Consider the following 15513-nt stretch of genomic DNA (forward strand, 5'->3'; position numbering starts at 1 on the left):
AAAACAGAAGATGTTCAATTTCAATTTCTAGTATATACACAGCCGGGAAATCATATCCGATCCCCGGCTGTGTTATGTATTCCCTCATCAGGGATTTCTGTGAAAGAAATTGAAAAATGGTATCGATAACACCATACGGAAAATATTTTTAGCAGTTTTTAAATGTATTTTTATATATTTGATTTAAAGCATGTTAATTCAAAAACAATAACCTTTATGCGTATTATTAGACAAACGACCCGGTTTTGCATACTAATGACATTGGTTCTTCTCTATTCCGCTTGTGGGAAGGAGAAGAAAAATGTCGAAAAAGTAGGTGTAATCCCACAGCCGTTGGAGATGGAATTCCAGAATGAAGTTTTTGTTCTGGATGAAGATACAAAAATTTTGTATCCGGAATCTTTTTCACAGGTGGCCACCTTTTTCTCCGACTATATAAATAACCGTTCGGAAATCCGGATGGAGAAAACCGACAAAGACTCCCGTAATGCTGTAGTATTCCTGAAAGATGCTAGCATTACCAATGAAGAAGGGTATAAACTCAGTGTAACCCCAAAGAAGATCGTTATTTCCGCAGCTACCCCCAAAGGGGCTTTTTATGCCATTCAAAGCCTGCGCCAGCTTATGCCCGTAGCTTTGGAAAGCGGAAATTACAGGGAGGACGGAGAAAAGGAGATCGGTATTCCTACCGTAGAAATATATGATGAGCCCCGTTTTGCTTACCGCGGTCAGATGCTGGATGTGGGACGGCATTTTTTCCCGGTGGAGTTTGTCAAGAAATATATAGACCTGATGGCGATGTTCAAATTCAACACGTTTCACTGGCACCTTACGGAAGATCAGGGATGGCGCATAGAGATAAAAAAATATCCTAAGCTGACAGAAGTCGGGGCTTACCGTGACAGTACCGTTATAGGACACTACCAGGATAAACCGAGAAAATGGGATACCATCCGTTACGGAGGGTTTTATACGCAGGAGGAAGTAAAGGAAGTAGTTAAATATGCGCAGGAGCGCTTTATTACCGTTATTCCCGAAATAGAAATGCCCGGCCATTCCGAGGCAGCACTGGCTGCTTACCCGGAGCTCGGTTGTACCGGCGGGCCCTATCAGGTACAGGGCCTTTGGGGAATACATAGCAATATTTATTGTACCAAGGAGGAAACATTTACTTTTCTGGAAGGGGTCCTGGATGAGGTTATGGAACTTTTTCCCGGAAAATATATCCATATCGGAGGCGATGAGGCACCTAAAGAAAAATGGGAACAATGCGAGGTTTGCCAGGCGCTTATACGAAGCGAAGGACTTGCCGACGAACACGAACTGCAAAGCTATTTTATTCAGCGGATCGAAAAATACCTGAACAGCAAAGGCAGGGAAATCATAGGCTGGGACGAAATACTCGAAGGAGGCCTGGCACCGAATGCTACGGTAATGTCGTGGAGAGGTATCGAAGGGGCGGTAGAAGCAGCAAAACAACATCATGACGTGATCATGACCCCTACGGCTTACTGTTACCTGGATTATTATCAATATAAAGAAGATAAGGAAAACAGGGACCCGCTGGCTATAGGAGGGTATCTGCCCCTGGAAAAGGTTTACAGCTTTGAGCCCATACCTGAAGAACTGACTGCCGAGGAAGCAAAATATGTACTTGGAAGCCAGGTGAATTTATGGACGGAATATATAGACTCTCCCGAAAAAGTGGAATATATGGAGTACCCGCGTGCTATTGCCATGGGCGAAGTGGCGTGGAGCGCAAAAGAAAATAAAGATTACGATAATTTTCTTTATCGCCTCGAACCGGTTATAAAGAGACTGGATGCCATGGGAGTGAAGCACGGAGATAAAAACGAGGAGGCGGGAAATGAACTGACCGCCGAAAAGAAATAAAGCTGCGGTTCTCTTATAAAAAATTTTATCAACAGAACGACAGATCAACAGAGGGCACTTTCCTATTGAGGGTGCCCGCGTTCGTTTGATTATAACAGATTATTCGCGAAAAATAAAACAACACATGGTCATAGAAATTTGTGCCAATTCGTTTCTGTCTGCCCGTAATGCCCAACTGGCCGGGGCGGACCGTATTGAACTCTGTACGGAACTCGCAGTCGGAGGAATTACCCCGTCTTACGGACTTATAAAGAAAGTAACGGAAGAACTCGACATTCCGGTCTATGTACTTATCCGTCCGAGGAGCGGGGATTTCTGTTATGACGATGCGGAATTCGATGTTATGAGAAGAGATATAGCGTTTTGCCGGGAAACCGGCTGTGCCGGGATTGTATCCGGGGTCCTGACCCGGGACAATGATCTGGACGCGGAACGTACCGGGGAACTTGTGGATATTTCCGGTCCTCTTCTCTTTACATTTCACCGTGCATTCGACTGGACTAACGATCCCCTGAAAACAGCAGACCGGCTATACCGACTGGGAGTCAAAAGAATATTGACTTCCGGGCAAAAAAGCACCGCTTCCGAAGGAATGGACATGCTGGTAAAGTTACAGGAGCACTGTAAGGGACGCCCGGCAATCATGCCCGGGGGAGGTATAAATGCGGATAATATCACGGGTTTTTCGGAGAACGGGTTCCGGGAAGTTCATTTTTCCGCAACGGCCTTTAAACAGGTCTTATCCCGTATCCCGGAATTCTCTATGAATAGCCCTAAATTCCGGGATGAAACCGCGGTAGCCTATTCGGATAAGGATAAAATAGAAGCAATTATACGGAAACTGAAAAATAATTAATTGTTATGCGGATACGGGGATTTTAAGGTAGGCTATGAAACACTGTCTTTTTATCCCCGTTTGCAGTATAAAATTATTCTGGTATAACAGAAAAAGTCTTCGTTTTACATTTTGTATGCCTATCCCCCCTTTGGGTTTTATGGAGTCATCCTCAGGGTTTATTGTGTTTTTGATCAGAAAATGCAGGCTGTTGTCGCCGGGAAGCGATTTAAAAGTAATATCTATATGCATCTCCTCATCTACGCTGCCCCCGTGCTTAAAACAGTTTTCTATAAAAGGAAGGAACAATAAGGGCGGTGTTTTTATATCCTCTATGTCGCCGATAATACTAAGAGAGAGTTCAACATTTCCGCGGCGGAGTTCTTCAAGGTTGACATAACTGTTGATATACCGGATTTCCCTGGTAAGGTGTATATCCGGTTCCTGCACATCATAAAGGACGTACTGCATGATCTCGGAAAGTTTTACCACTACCCTGGGAGCGTTGTCCGATTTTGTCAGGGTAAGTGCATACAAACTGTTCAGCGTATTAAAGAAAAAATGAGGTTGTATCTGTGCCCGGAGGTATTTGATCTCCGTTTGTAGCTGTAGCTTTTGCAACTCGTCCCGTTGATTTTTTACGGAAATCCAGTCTATTGTCAGTTTAATGGCGGATACAAATGCCACCACGTATAGTTCTCCAAGGACAACGGTGATAAAATGATTGAAGCCCGGTGCTGTCTGTCCTTCCGGCGCTTCCGGCCATATGGTCTTGTCAATAAAGAGATAGATCATTCCTGTCTTCAGAAAGTAAAAGAAAACAGAAGAAAGGACCATCCAGGAAATGTAAGGGATGATCTTTTTCCGGACAATGTATTTCGGGATCAGGAAATAGATATGCCAGTAACAAAAAAGAATGCTTACAAAAAAACTGACCAGGTTGGATTTTGCCGAATAGAGGTAGTCGTCGAAATAGCCGCCCCAGCGTATGGTATTGAACAAGTAATATACTATCCAGAAGAGAAGATGATACTTTAAGGGGATGGTATAATTATATGCAATAGGGCCCGGTGTATTTTTCATGTCCTGATCAGCTTTGGATTTATCGTATGGTTCCGGATTAAGAAATACAAATATGTGGTACAGTATTTAATGAATCCTGTCGTTCCGGGGTTTAAGTTAAAAAAAGAAACGCTAGAATGTTAATGTGGTGAGTTGTTTTTAAAAGCGCTGCTTTTTGGCAGTAGGTTGGGAGGGTGTCTGTCCAGGTCTCCGATGGCACAGGGAGCATGATGGTATTTAAGGGAATGTCAGCATCTGCCTTGTATGGCAACCGCGGAGACCGGAGTGAATTTTTCGGGGATTTTTCCGGCAAAGATCAATAATAGCGGAGGTTATTTGGAAGGACGGACATAGATATAGGATAGGGATACGCCAAACTTTTAAAGGGAGATGCAGCCATGCCTCTGCTTTTCTTTAACATAACCATAACAACCACAGGAACTTTAATGTATTAATTTTGTACTCTCAAAACTAACAGGTTACACATGTGGAACTGGATTCTTTTTGTCTTTTTGTACACCCTGCTGGGATTTTATGCCTTTCAGGCGGTCCGGGTATTTACTAAAAACCCGTATCTCCTGTTTGTGTATGCTGTTCTGGCACTGGTAGTACTGGGGACTTTTATATATTATTTTGCCCTGACCGGCGGGGACAGGGGGATCAGCGGAGCGCGAAGCTATGCTCTTGCTTACCTGATGATCTTTATGGTGTTTCAACTCGTAGTAGTTATTTTTCTGTTCGGAGAAGACCTGGCGAGATTGGTTATCGGAGGATTTCGCAAGTGGAGTAGTTCAACATCCGATACCGTTATTCCTTCAAGGAGAAAATTTTTAAGCGCTGTTGCTCTGGGCGTGGCTTCCATACCTTTTGCCGGTCTTCTGTATGGAATATACAAAGGAAAATATGATTTTAGGGTCTTGACACACATCCTGGAATTTGAGGACCTGCCCGATGCTTTTGATGGTTACAGGATCACGCAGATATCCGATATTCACAGCGGTAGTTTCGACGATAAGGAAATGGTGGCATATGCGGTAGACCTGATAAACCGGCAGGAAGGGGACGTGCTTCTCTTTACGGGAGATATTGTTAACAACAAATCCGACGAACTGCTTCCATGGATGGAAACTTTTTCCCGCTTGAAGGCTAAAGATGGTATGTATGCCGTACTGGGAAACCACGATTACGGGGATTATGCCTATTGGAACAGTGAGGAAGAGAAAACAGCCAATCTGGAGCAACTGAAAGCATTGCAGAAACAGCTGGGTTTTGACCTTTTACTCAACGAAAGCAGGTACCTGCAGAAAGGAGAAGACAAGATAGCTCTTATAGGTGTGGAAAACTGGGGGGCAGGAGGCTTCAAGAAGGCGGGAGATCTGGATAAGGCAGTACGACATATAGGCCAGGAAGATTTTAAAATACTCATGAGCCACGATCCATCGCACTGGGAGCAGCAGGTAATAGGTCACCCGTATCATTATCACCTTACCCTCAGCGGACATACGCACGGAATGCAGTTTGGTGTGGAAATTCCCGGATGGATAAAATGGAGTCCTATCAAATGGCGTTATAAGTACTGGGCAGGTATTTACCAGGAAATGGGCCAGTACATTAACGTGAACCGGGGGCTGGGCTTTTTAGGATATCCCGGAAGATTGGGAATCTGGCCTGAAATTACCGTAATAGAACTAAAAAAAGCCGGAAAAACCGCATAATTCATAGAAAATATTACATTTGTATTACTAATTCCGTGCTAAAATGTCAAAATTCGGTGAATTAATAGATATCAGTGTCCCGGTCCTGTTGGATTTCTATACTGACTGGAACGAGGCATCGACAGCAATGCACCCCGTACTCCGGGATGTGGCCGCAGCTATGGGCGATAAGGCAAAAGTGATTAAAATTGACGTAGATAAAAATCAGGAGCTGGCCAATGCTCTCAGGGTTAAGGGATTGCCTACTCTGATGATTTATAAGGGAGGGGAAATGGTCTGGCGCCAAAGCGGAGAACTCGATGCCAATACCCTTATCGGGCTACTGCAGGAACATACATAAAATATGTTTCCTCTCCGGTTATGTCCGGCAACCGGAGAGGATTTGTTTTTCTGTTATTCAGAAACTTCTTCTTTTTCTGTTTCGGGATTAGGTAATTCTTTATATCCCATTTCGTATAATGTAAATCCGAAGATATCCGCGGTTTGTTCTATCGTCTTACTGATGGGCGTTCCCGCTCCGTGACCCGCATCGGTCTCTATGCGTATGAGAACAGGGTTATCTCCCGCCTGTTTTTCCTGCAAAGTAGCGGCAAACTTAAAACTGTGTGCCGGTACGACACGATCGTCATGGTCTGCCGTGGTAATCAGTGTAGCCGGATAATGCACGGTGTCTTTAATATTGTGCAGGGGGGAATAACCGAGCAGGTACCTGAACATTTCTTCACTGTCTTCGGAAGTACCGTAATCGTAGGCCCAACCTGCTCCTGCAGTAAATGTATGATAGCGGAGCATATCCAGGACACCAACGGCGGGAAGCGCTACTTTCATAAGGTCCGGACGCTGTGTCATTATGGCTCCGACCAGTAATCCGCCATTGGAACCTCCCCTTACGGCAAGATAGTCCGGCGAAGTGTACTGGTTTTTTATCAGGTATTCCGCAGCGGCTATAAAGTCGTCAAATACGTTTTGTTTATGCATTTTGGTGCCGGCATCATGCCATTTTTTCCCGTATTCCCCGCCTCCGCGGATATTGGGAACAGCATAAATACCACCCTGCTCCAGCCAAATGGCATTGGGAGTGCTGAAAGATGGCTGCAGACTGACGTTAAACCCGCCATAGCCATATAGTATAGTAGGGTTTTTTCCGTTGAATTCTATCCCTTTCTTGTACGTAATGATCATGGGGATACGTGTACCGTCTTTGGAATTGTAGAATACCTGTTCGGAAATATAATCTTCCGGGTTGAAATCGATGTCGGGCATCCAGTACGGTGAAGATATCCCGCTGTTTACATCATACGCATAAATGCTGCCCGGTACATTGTAATTGGTAAACGAATAATACAGTTCTTCCTGGTCTTCCTTACCTCCGAACCCGTTAACGGTACCAATTCCGGGAAGTTCTATTTCCCTTATTTTATTTCCTTCGTAATCGTATTGATATACTTTGGAGATGGCATCGACCATATATTTGGTAAAGAAGAATCCTCCTCCTTTGGAGATCTGAAGGACATTTTCCGTTTCCGGAATAAGGTCTTTCCAGTTCTCCGGGGATGGATCGGAAGCATCGACGGTTATCACTTTCTGGTTCGGGGCCTCGAAATTGGTAACAATATAAAGCAGAGAGCCCTTGTTGTCAAGGACCGAAGAGTCATTGTCCTCGTTGTCGGTAATGATTTTGAGTTCCGATTTTGGAGATTGAAGGTCCATGATGTACAGCTTGTTGCCCGAAGTGGAATTTGCCGCGGATATGACCAGGTAACGCTGGTCCTCCGTTACATACCCTCCTACATACCGGTTTTTCTGCTCCGGGGTATTGCCGAAAATAACAGTGTCTTCGCGTTGCGGGGTTCCCAGCTTGTGGTAATACAGCTTGTGTTGATCGGTTTTGGCAGAAAGCTCGCTGCCCTCGGGCTTGTCATAACTGGAATAGTAGAAGCCTTCGTTATCTTTCCATGAGATTCCGCTGAATTTTATGTTGGTAAGGGTATCACCCATGATTTCTTTCGAAACCGCATCCATGACTATGACTTTTCTCCAGTCACTTCCTCCCTCGGAGATAGAATAGGCAAAAAGGCTGCCGTCTTTGGAAAAATCCATTTCGCCCAGAGATATCGTGCCGTCTTTGGAAAAGGTGTTCGGGTCCAGGAATACTTCTTCCTCACCCTCTTCATTTTTCCGGTATAACACCGACTGGTCCTGTAAACCGTCATTTTTATAATAGTAAGTATAGCTCCCTTCCTGCATCGGGGCGGATATTTTTTCGTAATCCCAAAGCTTTTCCAGGCGCTCTTTGATCTGTTCGCGGAAGGGTATCTGTTTCAGAAAATCCCGGGTGACCTTGTTCTCGGCTTTCACCCATTCGGCAGTTTCTGCAGACCTGTCATCTTCAAGCCAGCGATAAGGATCTTTTATTTCAGTATTGAAATATACATCGGAGATATCTGTTTTTTTGGTTTCGGGATAAGTCAGGCTCATTTCGTTTGTTTCTTTTTCTTCACAGGAACACCACAGAAGCGGTGCTGCGATAGCAAGTATTACTATTTTTCTCATTTTGTTGTGGTTAGTGTATGTTTTTGTGTACCCAAAAATAATGCAAAATACAGGTAGAAAGAAGATTTCGTCTCTTTCTTTTAGGGGGTGGAGTGTTAAAACCGTGTAAAAGAACCGGAAATAATTAGTTTTGTATAAAATTCAGCAGTGAACTTCCTACCTTATACTCTTTTTATCATCCTGTTATGCGGCTTTTCTTTAGGGACGGCTCAGGAAAGTCAACAGTCCGGAGACACTTTATCCGGTAAAAGTTATGATGAACTCAATACGCTGTTTTACAAACTGCTGCCTAAAGATACATTAAAAGCAAAGGTAATTGCGGATGCTTATATAGCAAAAGGGAGAGCGGAAAAAGATTCTGTGCAGATGGCGAAGGGGTATTATTATTATGCTGCTGATTTCGCTGATACAATCGGATCATTATATGCGGATACAATTATAACTTTGACTAGAAATTCCCATGATAAATCTTATCCTGCTGTTGGATATCTGTTAAAAGGGGCATGGGCCTATAGAAAGGATGATTATAAAAATGCATTATCTCATTATATTACCGCTTCCGAATATGCGAGAGAACGAGATAACCTTATACAGAGAAATCACGTACGGTTAATGATTGCTGCATTAAAAAGCAGAGGAGGGGATCATAGAGGGGCTTTAGCTATGTCAAAAGAATACTTAAATGCTTTTGAATATAATCCAAAATATAAAGAGGCATATTTGAACGACCCAAAATATGGGGATGTATATTTAGAAAATATAAGGATTGTAATATATAATATAGCTATAAACCATCTACAATTAATGGAACTTGACTCTTCAAGAAAATATTTCGGGAGAGGAATAAGAGAAAGTTTGAAATACGCTGATACGGTACAATATTACAGGTTGTTATCCAGTAGTGGCTCTATGGAATATTATTCGAAGAATTATATGGCTGCATTAGACAGTTTGGATAAGGCCCTTCCTCATCTTACTGATTTACACAGGATAGCCATGGCTCATTACTACAAAGGGCAATCTTTTCGGGCACTGGGGAGCGACAAGGAAGCCCGGTCCATGTTGTTAAAATCCGATTCTATTGCGGGAAGTATAAATTATAAATTTCCCGAATTAAGACTGGCTTATGAGTACCTTGCCGAACAATATAAAAAGGAACAAAAACTTGACAGCCAGCTTGTCTTTATTGATAAAATGCTGGATCTGGATAAGGAATTACTGGAAGTCCGGTCCCTGGACGGGGAGATTTCCCGCAGGTATGATACCCCGAACCTTCTGAGGCAGAAAGAAGCATTGATCCGCGATATGGAGCAACGTCATCGTCGCAACAGGCTTTATAAGGGGATATTGCTTTCCGGGATGTTCCTGCTGGGTACCGGGTTGATTTATTACTATTTGCGCCAGCGTAGATATCGTTTACGATACAACGAATTGTTATCAGGTAATGTATTGAATGAAACACCTTTGACAGTCAAAGGGGAGAGTGCAGATCCGGGGGTACCGGAAGCTATTTTTGCAGAAATAATAAAAGGACTCTCCGCTTTTGAACAGAAGAAGCGTTTTACCAGTCCGGAAATCACCCTGTATGATCTGGCCCAAGACCTGGGGACAAATACCACTTATCTTTCCCGCGTCATCAATACCAGCAGGGGAGTAAATTTCAGTCAATATCTTCACGGCTTACGGATAGATCACATCGTACATCGCTTAAGAACGGAGGAACGCCTGCGGGCTTATAGCATACAGGCCCTGGCCGAAGAGGCCGGGTACAATACTTCACAATCTTTTACCCGGGCTTTTTATCGTCAGACGGGAATCTATCCTTCCTATTTCATAAAAAAGTTAACGGCCGATCTGAAAAACAGTGCCTTTTAACTGGTGTTTTATTCTGTAAAAGCAGCTTTTTTACCTGATAAGAAGTCTTCGGCGCCGACCCCTGTATTTTAACATTCCGTTCGTTTTTATTGTATTGATAATCAGTTTTTTAATTAGTTTGTGATGTAGTGTTTTTCGTCTAAAACGAACCCTTGATTTATAAATGCAGACTACAAGTTGTTGTACGGGCACCACAGGAAGTTTACTTTTACTCCGTTGTTCGAAAATGATAGGGTGAGGATAAGATGGGAGATGGTATTTTCGATAAATCAAAAGAACATGCTATTATTAATTTTTTGGATAATTGTAAATGTAATAGAAGGATTATTGGGTTTTAGGGGGCCTTAAAGGAGTGGCGTTCCGGCTTTATAGTTTGCGTCGGCGCCCCCTTTTTGGGTTTTGTTTTAGGTTGATCTTGTTAAGTAAAAGAGGCGATGTACATACACCGCCTCTTTTGCTTTTTTACCCTTTTTTCAGGAATTTTATTCCTCTATATGTACATGGAAGCTGATATCCATATCCGTTTCTCCTCCCGCATCATCAAGTCCGGTATTAGGTTTTTTGGGCTGATGGCGAAGTACGACTCTCAGGTCGCCATGTCCTGCGGCACCTGTGGTTAAGTTAAATTGAAGTCCCACCGGGTTACTCGAATCGGTAGAGAGATAATCGGACTCTTTGTCCAGATAGTCGGTATCGATCTCCAGTCCGCCTATAGCCTGGTAGAAGAACTGGTGCTCGTCAGCTTCTTCTTTTATCTCATCGGTTATATTTTCGGCAGGGGAAACAGATTCGTTCCACAGGGCTATAGACCCTGTATAGGAGGTATTTGGTTTCAGAGGTCCGGAAACAACACCTTCAAGTCCGTCATGGTCGTGGTCGTCTTCCGCTCCTTCGCCTTCATGGTCATGGTCGTGATCATGGCCTAATCCGCTTTCGTCCGAATATTCCATCGTCACGGTTTCCGCATTTTCGGCTTGCAGGGTTATGGTGACTTTGGTAATCAGTTCTTCCTCGTTAACAGGATCCGGATTATCATCGTCGCTGGAACAGGAGGTGAAAAACAAGGCTCCTGTACATAAAAAGGCAAGCAATTTGATTGTTTTCATAGTACAAATGGTTTATTGAATTAATAATTAATCTTTATCTGCAACTGGAAATTTCTGCCCAGGTCGTCCGAGAAAAACCGGAGCCTGTTCAGGTAATCCCTGTAATTGGTGTTAAATATATTGTTGACCGACAACCCTACCGTCAGTTCCGATTTTTTAAGGAACGGGAAACCGGCAGATGCGTCCAGCCCCAAAAGATGATAGGCACCGGGAGGGGTACTGATATCTACTTCCCGGTTAACATATTCCCCGTTTTCCACGACCCGGAGATCAAAGTTGTTGTCCGGGAATTCGTTCTGTTTGAAGAAATAATCGCTTCTCAGTGTTAATTGCAGGTTTCTCCATTCCGGTTTCGTAAATGTTATCCGGTTGGAGGTATTCGCCGGCGGAATATCGATAAGAGGCCTGTCCCTGGTGACATCCCTGGCATGTACGTATGCGAATTTATGGGTAAAAACCCAGTTGTCGGCAATGTGATAGGTGGCATCGAAATCCACACCTAAAAACCGGGCGTTAACCTGTTTGTATTGCCATACGGGAAATGCCCCGCGGATAGTCAGTTCGCCTCCTGTAGGTTCGAGGAGTATGAAGTCGTTTATAAAATTGGCATAAGGCACCAGGGTTAAATGTAATTTTTGCGTATCCCTGGAAAATGAAAGAGAGAACTTGTGCGATGTTTCCTGATCTATTCTCAAATCTCCCAGTTCGATGGCCGCAGCGGAATGGTGAAGCCCGTCACTGAACAGTTCTGCCGGGTTCGGGGCGCGGTTGGCCATGGCATAATTAAAATGTATCTCATTAAAACCTGACTCGTATTTGAGGCCTGCCGTAGCCGAAACGCTGTGAAAATCAAAAACGGGATTGGTCAGCCACTGATCCCCGTAGTCCTCAATAATAATATCCCGGAAATCTCCATCATATCCTTGTTGCTCCCAGCGACTTTTCTGGTAGAATTTCTTGGCATCGAGATGAGAGAAATCGTAGCGCAGGCCGGCATCAAGGACCAGGGCATCGGTAAGGTATTGTGAAACGGAGGCAAAAGCCCCGATATCATAACGGTCGTAATCCGGAATTAACCTGCGTACACCCGTTTCCGGATCGGGCAGGTTGGTCTGGTAACGAAGCATAATGCCCGTATTTATTTTACGGTCGCTGTGGGCATCGAACTGGAAATCGGAGGTCACCGTATGAGTGGTGAGCTCCATGTCCATAGCGGGAACTCCCTTAAGGTTTCCTCTCCTGATATCGTATTCCTGCCGGTTGTTCTGCTGAAAATCGTACTGTACGTTCCATTTTCCGAGTTTTTCAAATCGCCGGAAGAAACGGAGTTTGGCCAGGTGATGGGTAACTTCCTGTTTGGGAGCATTGATATCGTAAGAAAAAGGTTCCGTAACATTCGGCTGCCGGCTGTTGATGGCATTGAGCAGATCCTCCTGGCTACCGATATGGGAAGACCTTAATATTCCTATTTCATTGCGGTAAAAGCTATAGTAAAAATCAAATCCGTAAGTGAACTTGTTTAATCCGAATGAAGTAGTAAAGGCTTGTTGTGAGTACCCCGTATTGGTCAGGGAATAGTCCGGCGCTTTAAAATCCCCAAAGCGTTTTAATGTACCCTGGGCAGACCAGTACCATCCGCTTTTGTAACTTTTGGTGAGGGATGACATCAGCGCTCCCCCACGTCCGTTTGTAGCACCTGACAGGAGGGTTTTCCCGTATAAGGTATCTTTTACCGGAATTTTCTGCGGATCGGCAATGATTACTCCTCCTATGGCATCACCGCCATATTGCAGGGCGGCGGCACCTTTAACGACAGTCAGACTGCCGGCAGCGTTCAGGTCGAGGTTCGGAGCATGTTCCATTCCCCATTCCTGGTCCTGTAGCCGTACCCCGTTGTTCATGGTGATGATCCGGCTGCTGTGTAACCCCTGTATTACCGGTTTTACGATGGAACTTCCCGTATTCAGGGACGATACACCGCTTATTTCCTTTAATGCATCTCCAAGTGAGGCGCTGCTGAATTTTTCAATCACTTCCTGGTGGAGTACCTGTTCCGTGCCCGAGTTGGTGATCGGGTGATCCCTGTTGCCTTCTACCACTACCTCTTTGAGTTCTTCAAGGTGATGCTCCAGGGTAATGCGCTGTTTGGTATTTCCGGAAATCCGAATGTTCATGATACGGGTAGTACAGGATTCGTGCGATATCTCCACTTCATAGCTGCCCGGACATATTCCGGTAATGGTGAATTTACCATCGATATCCGTAGCCGTAGCTTTTTGGGTATCGAGGATCTGCACTACTGCATTCACAAGCGGAGTACCATCGTGAAAATCTACGACCTCACCCTGTAGTGTAGCAGTACAGTTTTGAGATAGAACAACTTCCGGATTTACCAATAGGGAAACGAACAGGAATAAGGAAAACATTAATTTCATAAGCCTTCAACTGGTTTTTGATTAGGATCGGACAAGGAAAATTATGGAAAATCCCTTGTTGCGGAATGTATGCGGTCTTTCCTGTAATGGAAAGAAGCTTTTTTATGCGGAGTTACTGTCCCGTTTCGGAAAAAATATAGGATATGGGAAGCATCGGGAAAAGATGCCATACCCGTAAAGGTCGGGATCGTAACAATCCGGCCGGAAAAAACCGCTTATATACAGGGAGGTGCCCTGAGGGCCGTTATGCCTCCGCCGGATGCAGATAGGGCAGGAGGAGTATAGTCGTTGATGTAGATGGTAGATTCCACAGGTCCTTTCGGAGTGAAATTTGTAATTTCGGGAGTATTAAAGACCGATAATTTGAAATCACAAACAGGACATTTGGATACCGACTGGTTGATTACATTTTGTTTCTCCTTAAGTAAAAGAGGAGTTTCGGAAGCGTGATCGATGACATGATAAGCCTGGAACAGTATGGAAAACAATACTGCGGTTATAAGGGAAAAACTGATATGTGCCCTAAATGCTTTCATTCCAGGCAAAAGTATGAAAAACAAAACGGAACGGGGCAGGTTTTTAACAAAACCTTGGGAGGGTGTTGTATATTCTTTCGCGGCACGGAAGGAAATGTAATATATGCGGTCCTGTTCTTACCGTTAAAAGCAAAAGTGTACTGAATTCCAGGACCCAGTACACTTTTTGTGGTGACAGGAAAATAAAGGGAATATTACTTCGCCAGGTTATTGGCAACAAGATATTCCGCAATCTGAACGGTATTGGTGGCTGCCCCTTTGCGGAGGTTGTCTGCCACGATCCACATGTTAAGACTGTTGGGTTGTGAATGATCACGTCTTATCCTTCCTACGAAGACATCATCCTTGCCCTGTGCATAGATTGGCATAGGGTAGGTATTGGTGTCGGTATTGTCTTGTACGGTAACCCCGGGGGTTTCACTCAGGATTCTGCGGATGTCCTCTATTTCAAAATCATTTTCAAACTGCAGGTTTACCGATTCGCTGTGACCGCCTACTACGGGAATCCGGATGGCGGTAGCCGTAACGGCTATGGTGTTGTCGTTCAGTATTTTTTGGGTTTCCCTGACGAGTTTCATCTCCTCTTTGGTGTAGCCGTTATCTTCAAATACATCGCAGTGCGGCAGGGCATTCCGGTGTATGGGATAAGGATAAGCCATTTCACCCCGTATTCCTTCGTATTCGTTTTCCAGTTGACGTACGGCTTTTACACCGGTACCTGTAATGGACTGGTAAGTAGAGACTACGACCCTTTTAACGGTATATTTATTATGTAACGGGGCCAGGGCCATGACCATTTGTATGGTGGAACAATTGGGATTGGCAATAATCCTGTCCTCTTCTGTGATTTCCGAGGCATTAATCTCCGGGACTACCAGTTTTTTTCCGGTATCCATCCGCCATGCCGAGGAATTGTCGACAACAATGGTACCTGCCGCGGCAAATTTAGGAGCCCACTCGAGGGAAGTGGCACCTCCTGCCGAAAACAATGCTATCGCCGGTTTGGCAGCTACCGCATCGGCGAGACTGATAACCTTGTGGGGTTTGCCCTGGAAAAGGATCTCTTTTCCCACGGACCTTTCCGAAGCTACGGGTAATAATTCTGTTATGGGAAAACGGCGTTCTTCGAGCACCTGTAACATAACTTCGCCAACCATTCCGGTGGCGCCTACAACTGCAACTTTCATCTGTTAATATTTTTATTTGTTTTTATTCACCTGTTTACTGTTTTATGAAAAAGGTGTTCATGAACCACTTCGTCAGGTTTCACTGTTTGGATGGAATGCCATTACGGGGCATTTCATATATTCAGACCGGTAATAAATGGTTTAACAATTTTAAGTTAGCAAAAGTAGGTATAAAAACCAGATGAACAAGTTATGTAGAAAAGAAATATATTTTTAAAACAAAATGTTTTATTCTAAACAATTTGGTGATTTTGAAAGTTTCTGGTTATATCGGGTTGAAGCGTAAGTTGCAAGGCAAAAGAACAAAATCCGGAAT

General features: G+C 44.2%; 11 protein-coding genes. 5 read left to right on the forward strand and 6 right to left on the reverse strand.

What is annotated here, in order from left to right; genetic code table 11:
- Positions 1 to 216 precede the first annotated feature (216 nt).
- Together ED312_RS02645 and ED312_RS02650 are read left to right on the forward strand one after the other, a co-directional pair.
- Positions 217 to 1893, forward strand: coding sequence for a beta-N-acetylhexosaminidase (locus tag ED312_RS02645; protein ID WP_240642996.1), 1677 nt, complete (start codon positions 217 to 219; stop codon positions 1891 to 1893).
- A gap of 124 nt (positions 1894 to 2017) precedes the next feature.
- The gene (locus tag ED312_RS02650) at positions 2018 to 2749 is read left to right on the forward strand and encodes a copper homeostasis protein CutC (protein ID WP_123214459.1); all 732 of its coding nucleotides are present in this window, start codon (positions 2018 to 2020) and stop codon (positions 2747 to 2749) included.
- Positions 2750 to 2752: 3 nt separating this feature from the next.
- On the opposite strand, the gene ED312_RS02655 is transcribed toward ED312_RS02650, so the two are convergent.
- Positions 2753 to 3811, reverse strand: a complete 1059-nt coding sequence (locus tag ED312_RS02655) for a sensor histidine kinase (RefSeq protein WP_123214460.1) — start codon at positions 3809 to 3811, stop codon at positions 2753 to 2755.
- A gap of 464 nt (positions 3812 to 4275) precedes the next feature.
- Here ED312_RS02655 and ED312_RS02660 point away from each other — a divergent pair, with 464 nt between their 5' ends.
- Positions 4276 to 5505, forward strand: a complete 1230-nt coding sequence (locus ED312_RS02660) for a metallophosphoesterase (RefSeq protein ID WP_123214461.1) — start codon at positions 4276 to 4278, stop codon at positions 5503 to 5505.
- Between the two features lie 43 nt (positions 5506 to 5548).
- Positions 5549 to 5845, forward strand: coding sequence for a thioredoxin family protein (locus ED312_RS02665; RefSeq protein WP_123214462.1), 297 nt, complete (start codon positions 5549 to 5551; stop codon positions 5843 to 5845).
- Positions 5846 to 5898: 53 nt separating this feature from the next.
- Here ED312_RS02665 and ED312_RS02670 read toward each other — a convergent pair whose 3' ends face one another.
- On the reverse strand, positions 5899 to 8058 hold the full coding sequence (locus ED312_RS02670; protein WP_123214463.1) for a prolyl oligopeptidase family serine peptidase: 2160 nt from the start codon (positions 8056 to 8058) through the stop codon (positions 5899 to 5901).
- 804 nt (positions 8059 to 8862) lie between these two features.
- Between ED312_RS02670 and ED312_RS23665 the strand changes: the two genes are divergently transcribed.
- Positions 8863 to 9933 (forward strand): helix-turn-helix domain-containing protein, encoded by a 1071-nt coding sequence (locus ED312_RS23665; protein ID WP_170164434.1) that lies wholly within the window; start codon positions 8863 to 8865, stop codon positions 9931 to 9933.
- A 482-nt stretch (positions 9934 to 10415) separates the two neighbouring features.
- On the opposite strand, the gene ED312_RS02680 is transcribed toward ED312_RS23665, so the two are convergent.
- The 4 genes from ED312_RS02680 to ED312_RS02695 form a co-directional block, all read right to left on the reverse strand.
- Entirely contained in the window at positions 10416 to 11039 is a 624-nt protein-coding gene (locus ED312_RS02680; RefSeq protein ID WP_123214465.1) for a type 1 periplasmic binding fold superfamily protein, read from the reverse strand.
- A 20-nt stretch (positions 11040 to 11059) separates the two neighbouring features.
- Positions 11060 to 13474 carry a TonB-dependent receptor gene (locus tag ED312_RS02685; RefSeq protein WP_317125654.1) on the reverse strand — a complete coding sequence of 805 codons (2415 nt, stop codon included), beginning with the start codon at positions 13472 to 13474 and terminating at the stop codon, positions 11060 to 11062.
- A 215-nt stretch (positions 13475 to 13689) separates the two neighbouring features.
- Positions 13690 to 14010 carry a hypothetical protein gene (locus ED312_RS02690; RefSeq protein ID WP_148044202.1) on the reverse strand — a complete coding sequence of 107 codons (321 nt, stop codon included), beginning with the start codon at positions 14008 to 14010 and terminating at the stop codon, positions 13690 to 13692.
- 194 nt (positions 14011 to 14204) lie between these two features.
- The gene (locus tag ED312_RS02695; RefSeq protein WP_123214467.1) at positions 14205 to 15197 is read right to left on the reverse strand and encodes an aspartate-semialdehyde dehydrogenase; all 993 of its coding nucleotides are present in this window, start codon (positions 15195 to 15197) and stop codon (positions 14205 to 14207) included.
- Positions 15198 to 15513: the final 316 nt, after the last annotated feature.

Origin of the sequence: Sinomicrobium pectinilyticum (assembly GCF_003725735.1) — a bacterium.
Taxonomy (GTDB): Bacteria; Bacteroidota; Bacteroidia; order Flavobacteriales; family Flavobacteriaceae; genus Sinomicrobium; species Sinomicrobium pectinilyticum.

Excerpts from the sequence above, each read along its gene's own strand:
- ED312_RS02645 (WP_240642996.1), top strand. The coding sequence starts at position 217 with ATGCGTATTATTAGACAAACGACCCGGTTTTGCATACTAATGACATTG.
- ED312_RS02650 (WP_123214459.1), top strand. The coding sequence starts at position 2,018 with ATGGTCATAGAAATTTGTGCCAATTCGTTTCTGTCTGCCCGTAATGCC.
- ED312_RS02655 (WP_123214460.1), bottom strand. The coding sequence starts at position 3,811 with ATGAAAAATACACCGGGCCCTATTGCATATAATTATACCATCCCCTTA.
- ED312_RS02660 (WP_123214461.1), top strand. The coding sequence starts at position 4,276 with ATGTGGAACTGGATTCTTTTTGTCTTTTTGTACACCCTGCTGGGATTT.
- ED312_RS02665 (WP_123214462.1), top strand. The coding sequence starts at position 5,549 with ATGTCAAAATTCGGTGAATTAATAGATATCAGTGTCCCGGTCCTGTTG.
- ED312_RS02670 (WP_123214463.1), bottom strand. The coding sequence starts at position 8,058 with ATGAGAAAAATAGTAATACTTGCTATCGCAGCACCGCTTCTGTGGTGT.
- ED312_RS23665 (WP_170164434.1), top strand. The coding sequence starts at position 8,863 with ATGGAACTTGACTCTTCAAGAAAATATTTCGGGAGAGGAATAAGAGAA.
- ED312_RS02680 (WP_123214465.1), bottom strand. The coding sequence starts at position 11,039 with ATGAAAACAATCAAATTGCTTGCCTTTTTATGTACAGGAGCCTTGTTT.
- ED312_RS02685 (WP_317125654.1), bottom strand. The coding sequence starts at position 13,474 with ATGAAATTAATGTTTTCCTTATTCCTGTTCGTTTCCCTATTGGTAAAT.
- ED312_RS02690 (WP_148044202.1), bottom strand. The coding sequence starts at position 14,010 with ATGAAAGCATTTAGGGCACATATCAGTTTTTCCCTTATAACCGCAGTA.
- ED312_RS02695 (WP_123214467.1), bottom strand. The coding sequence starts at position 15,197 with ATGAAAGTTGCAGTTGTAGGCGCCACCGGAATGGTTGGCGAAGTTATG.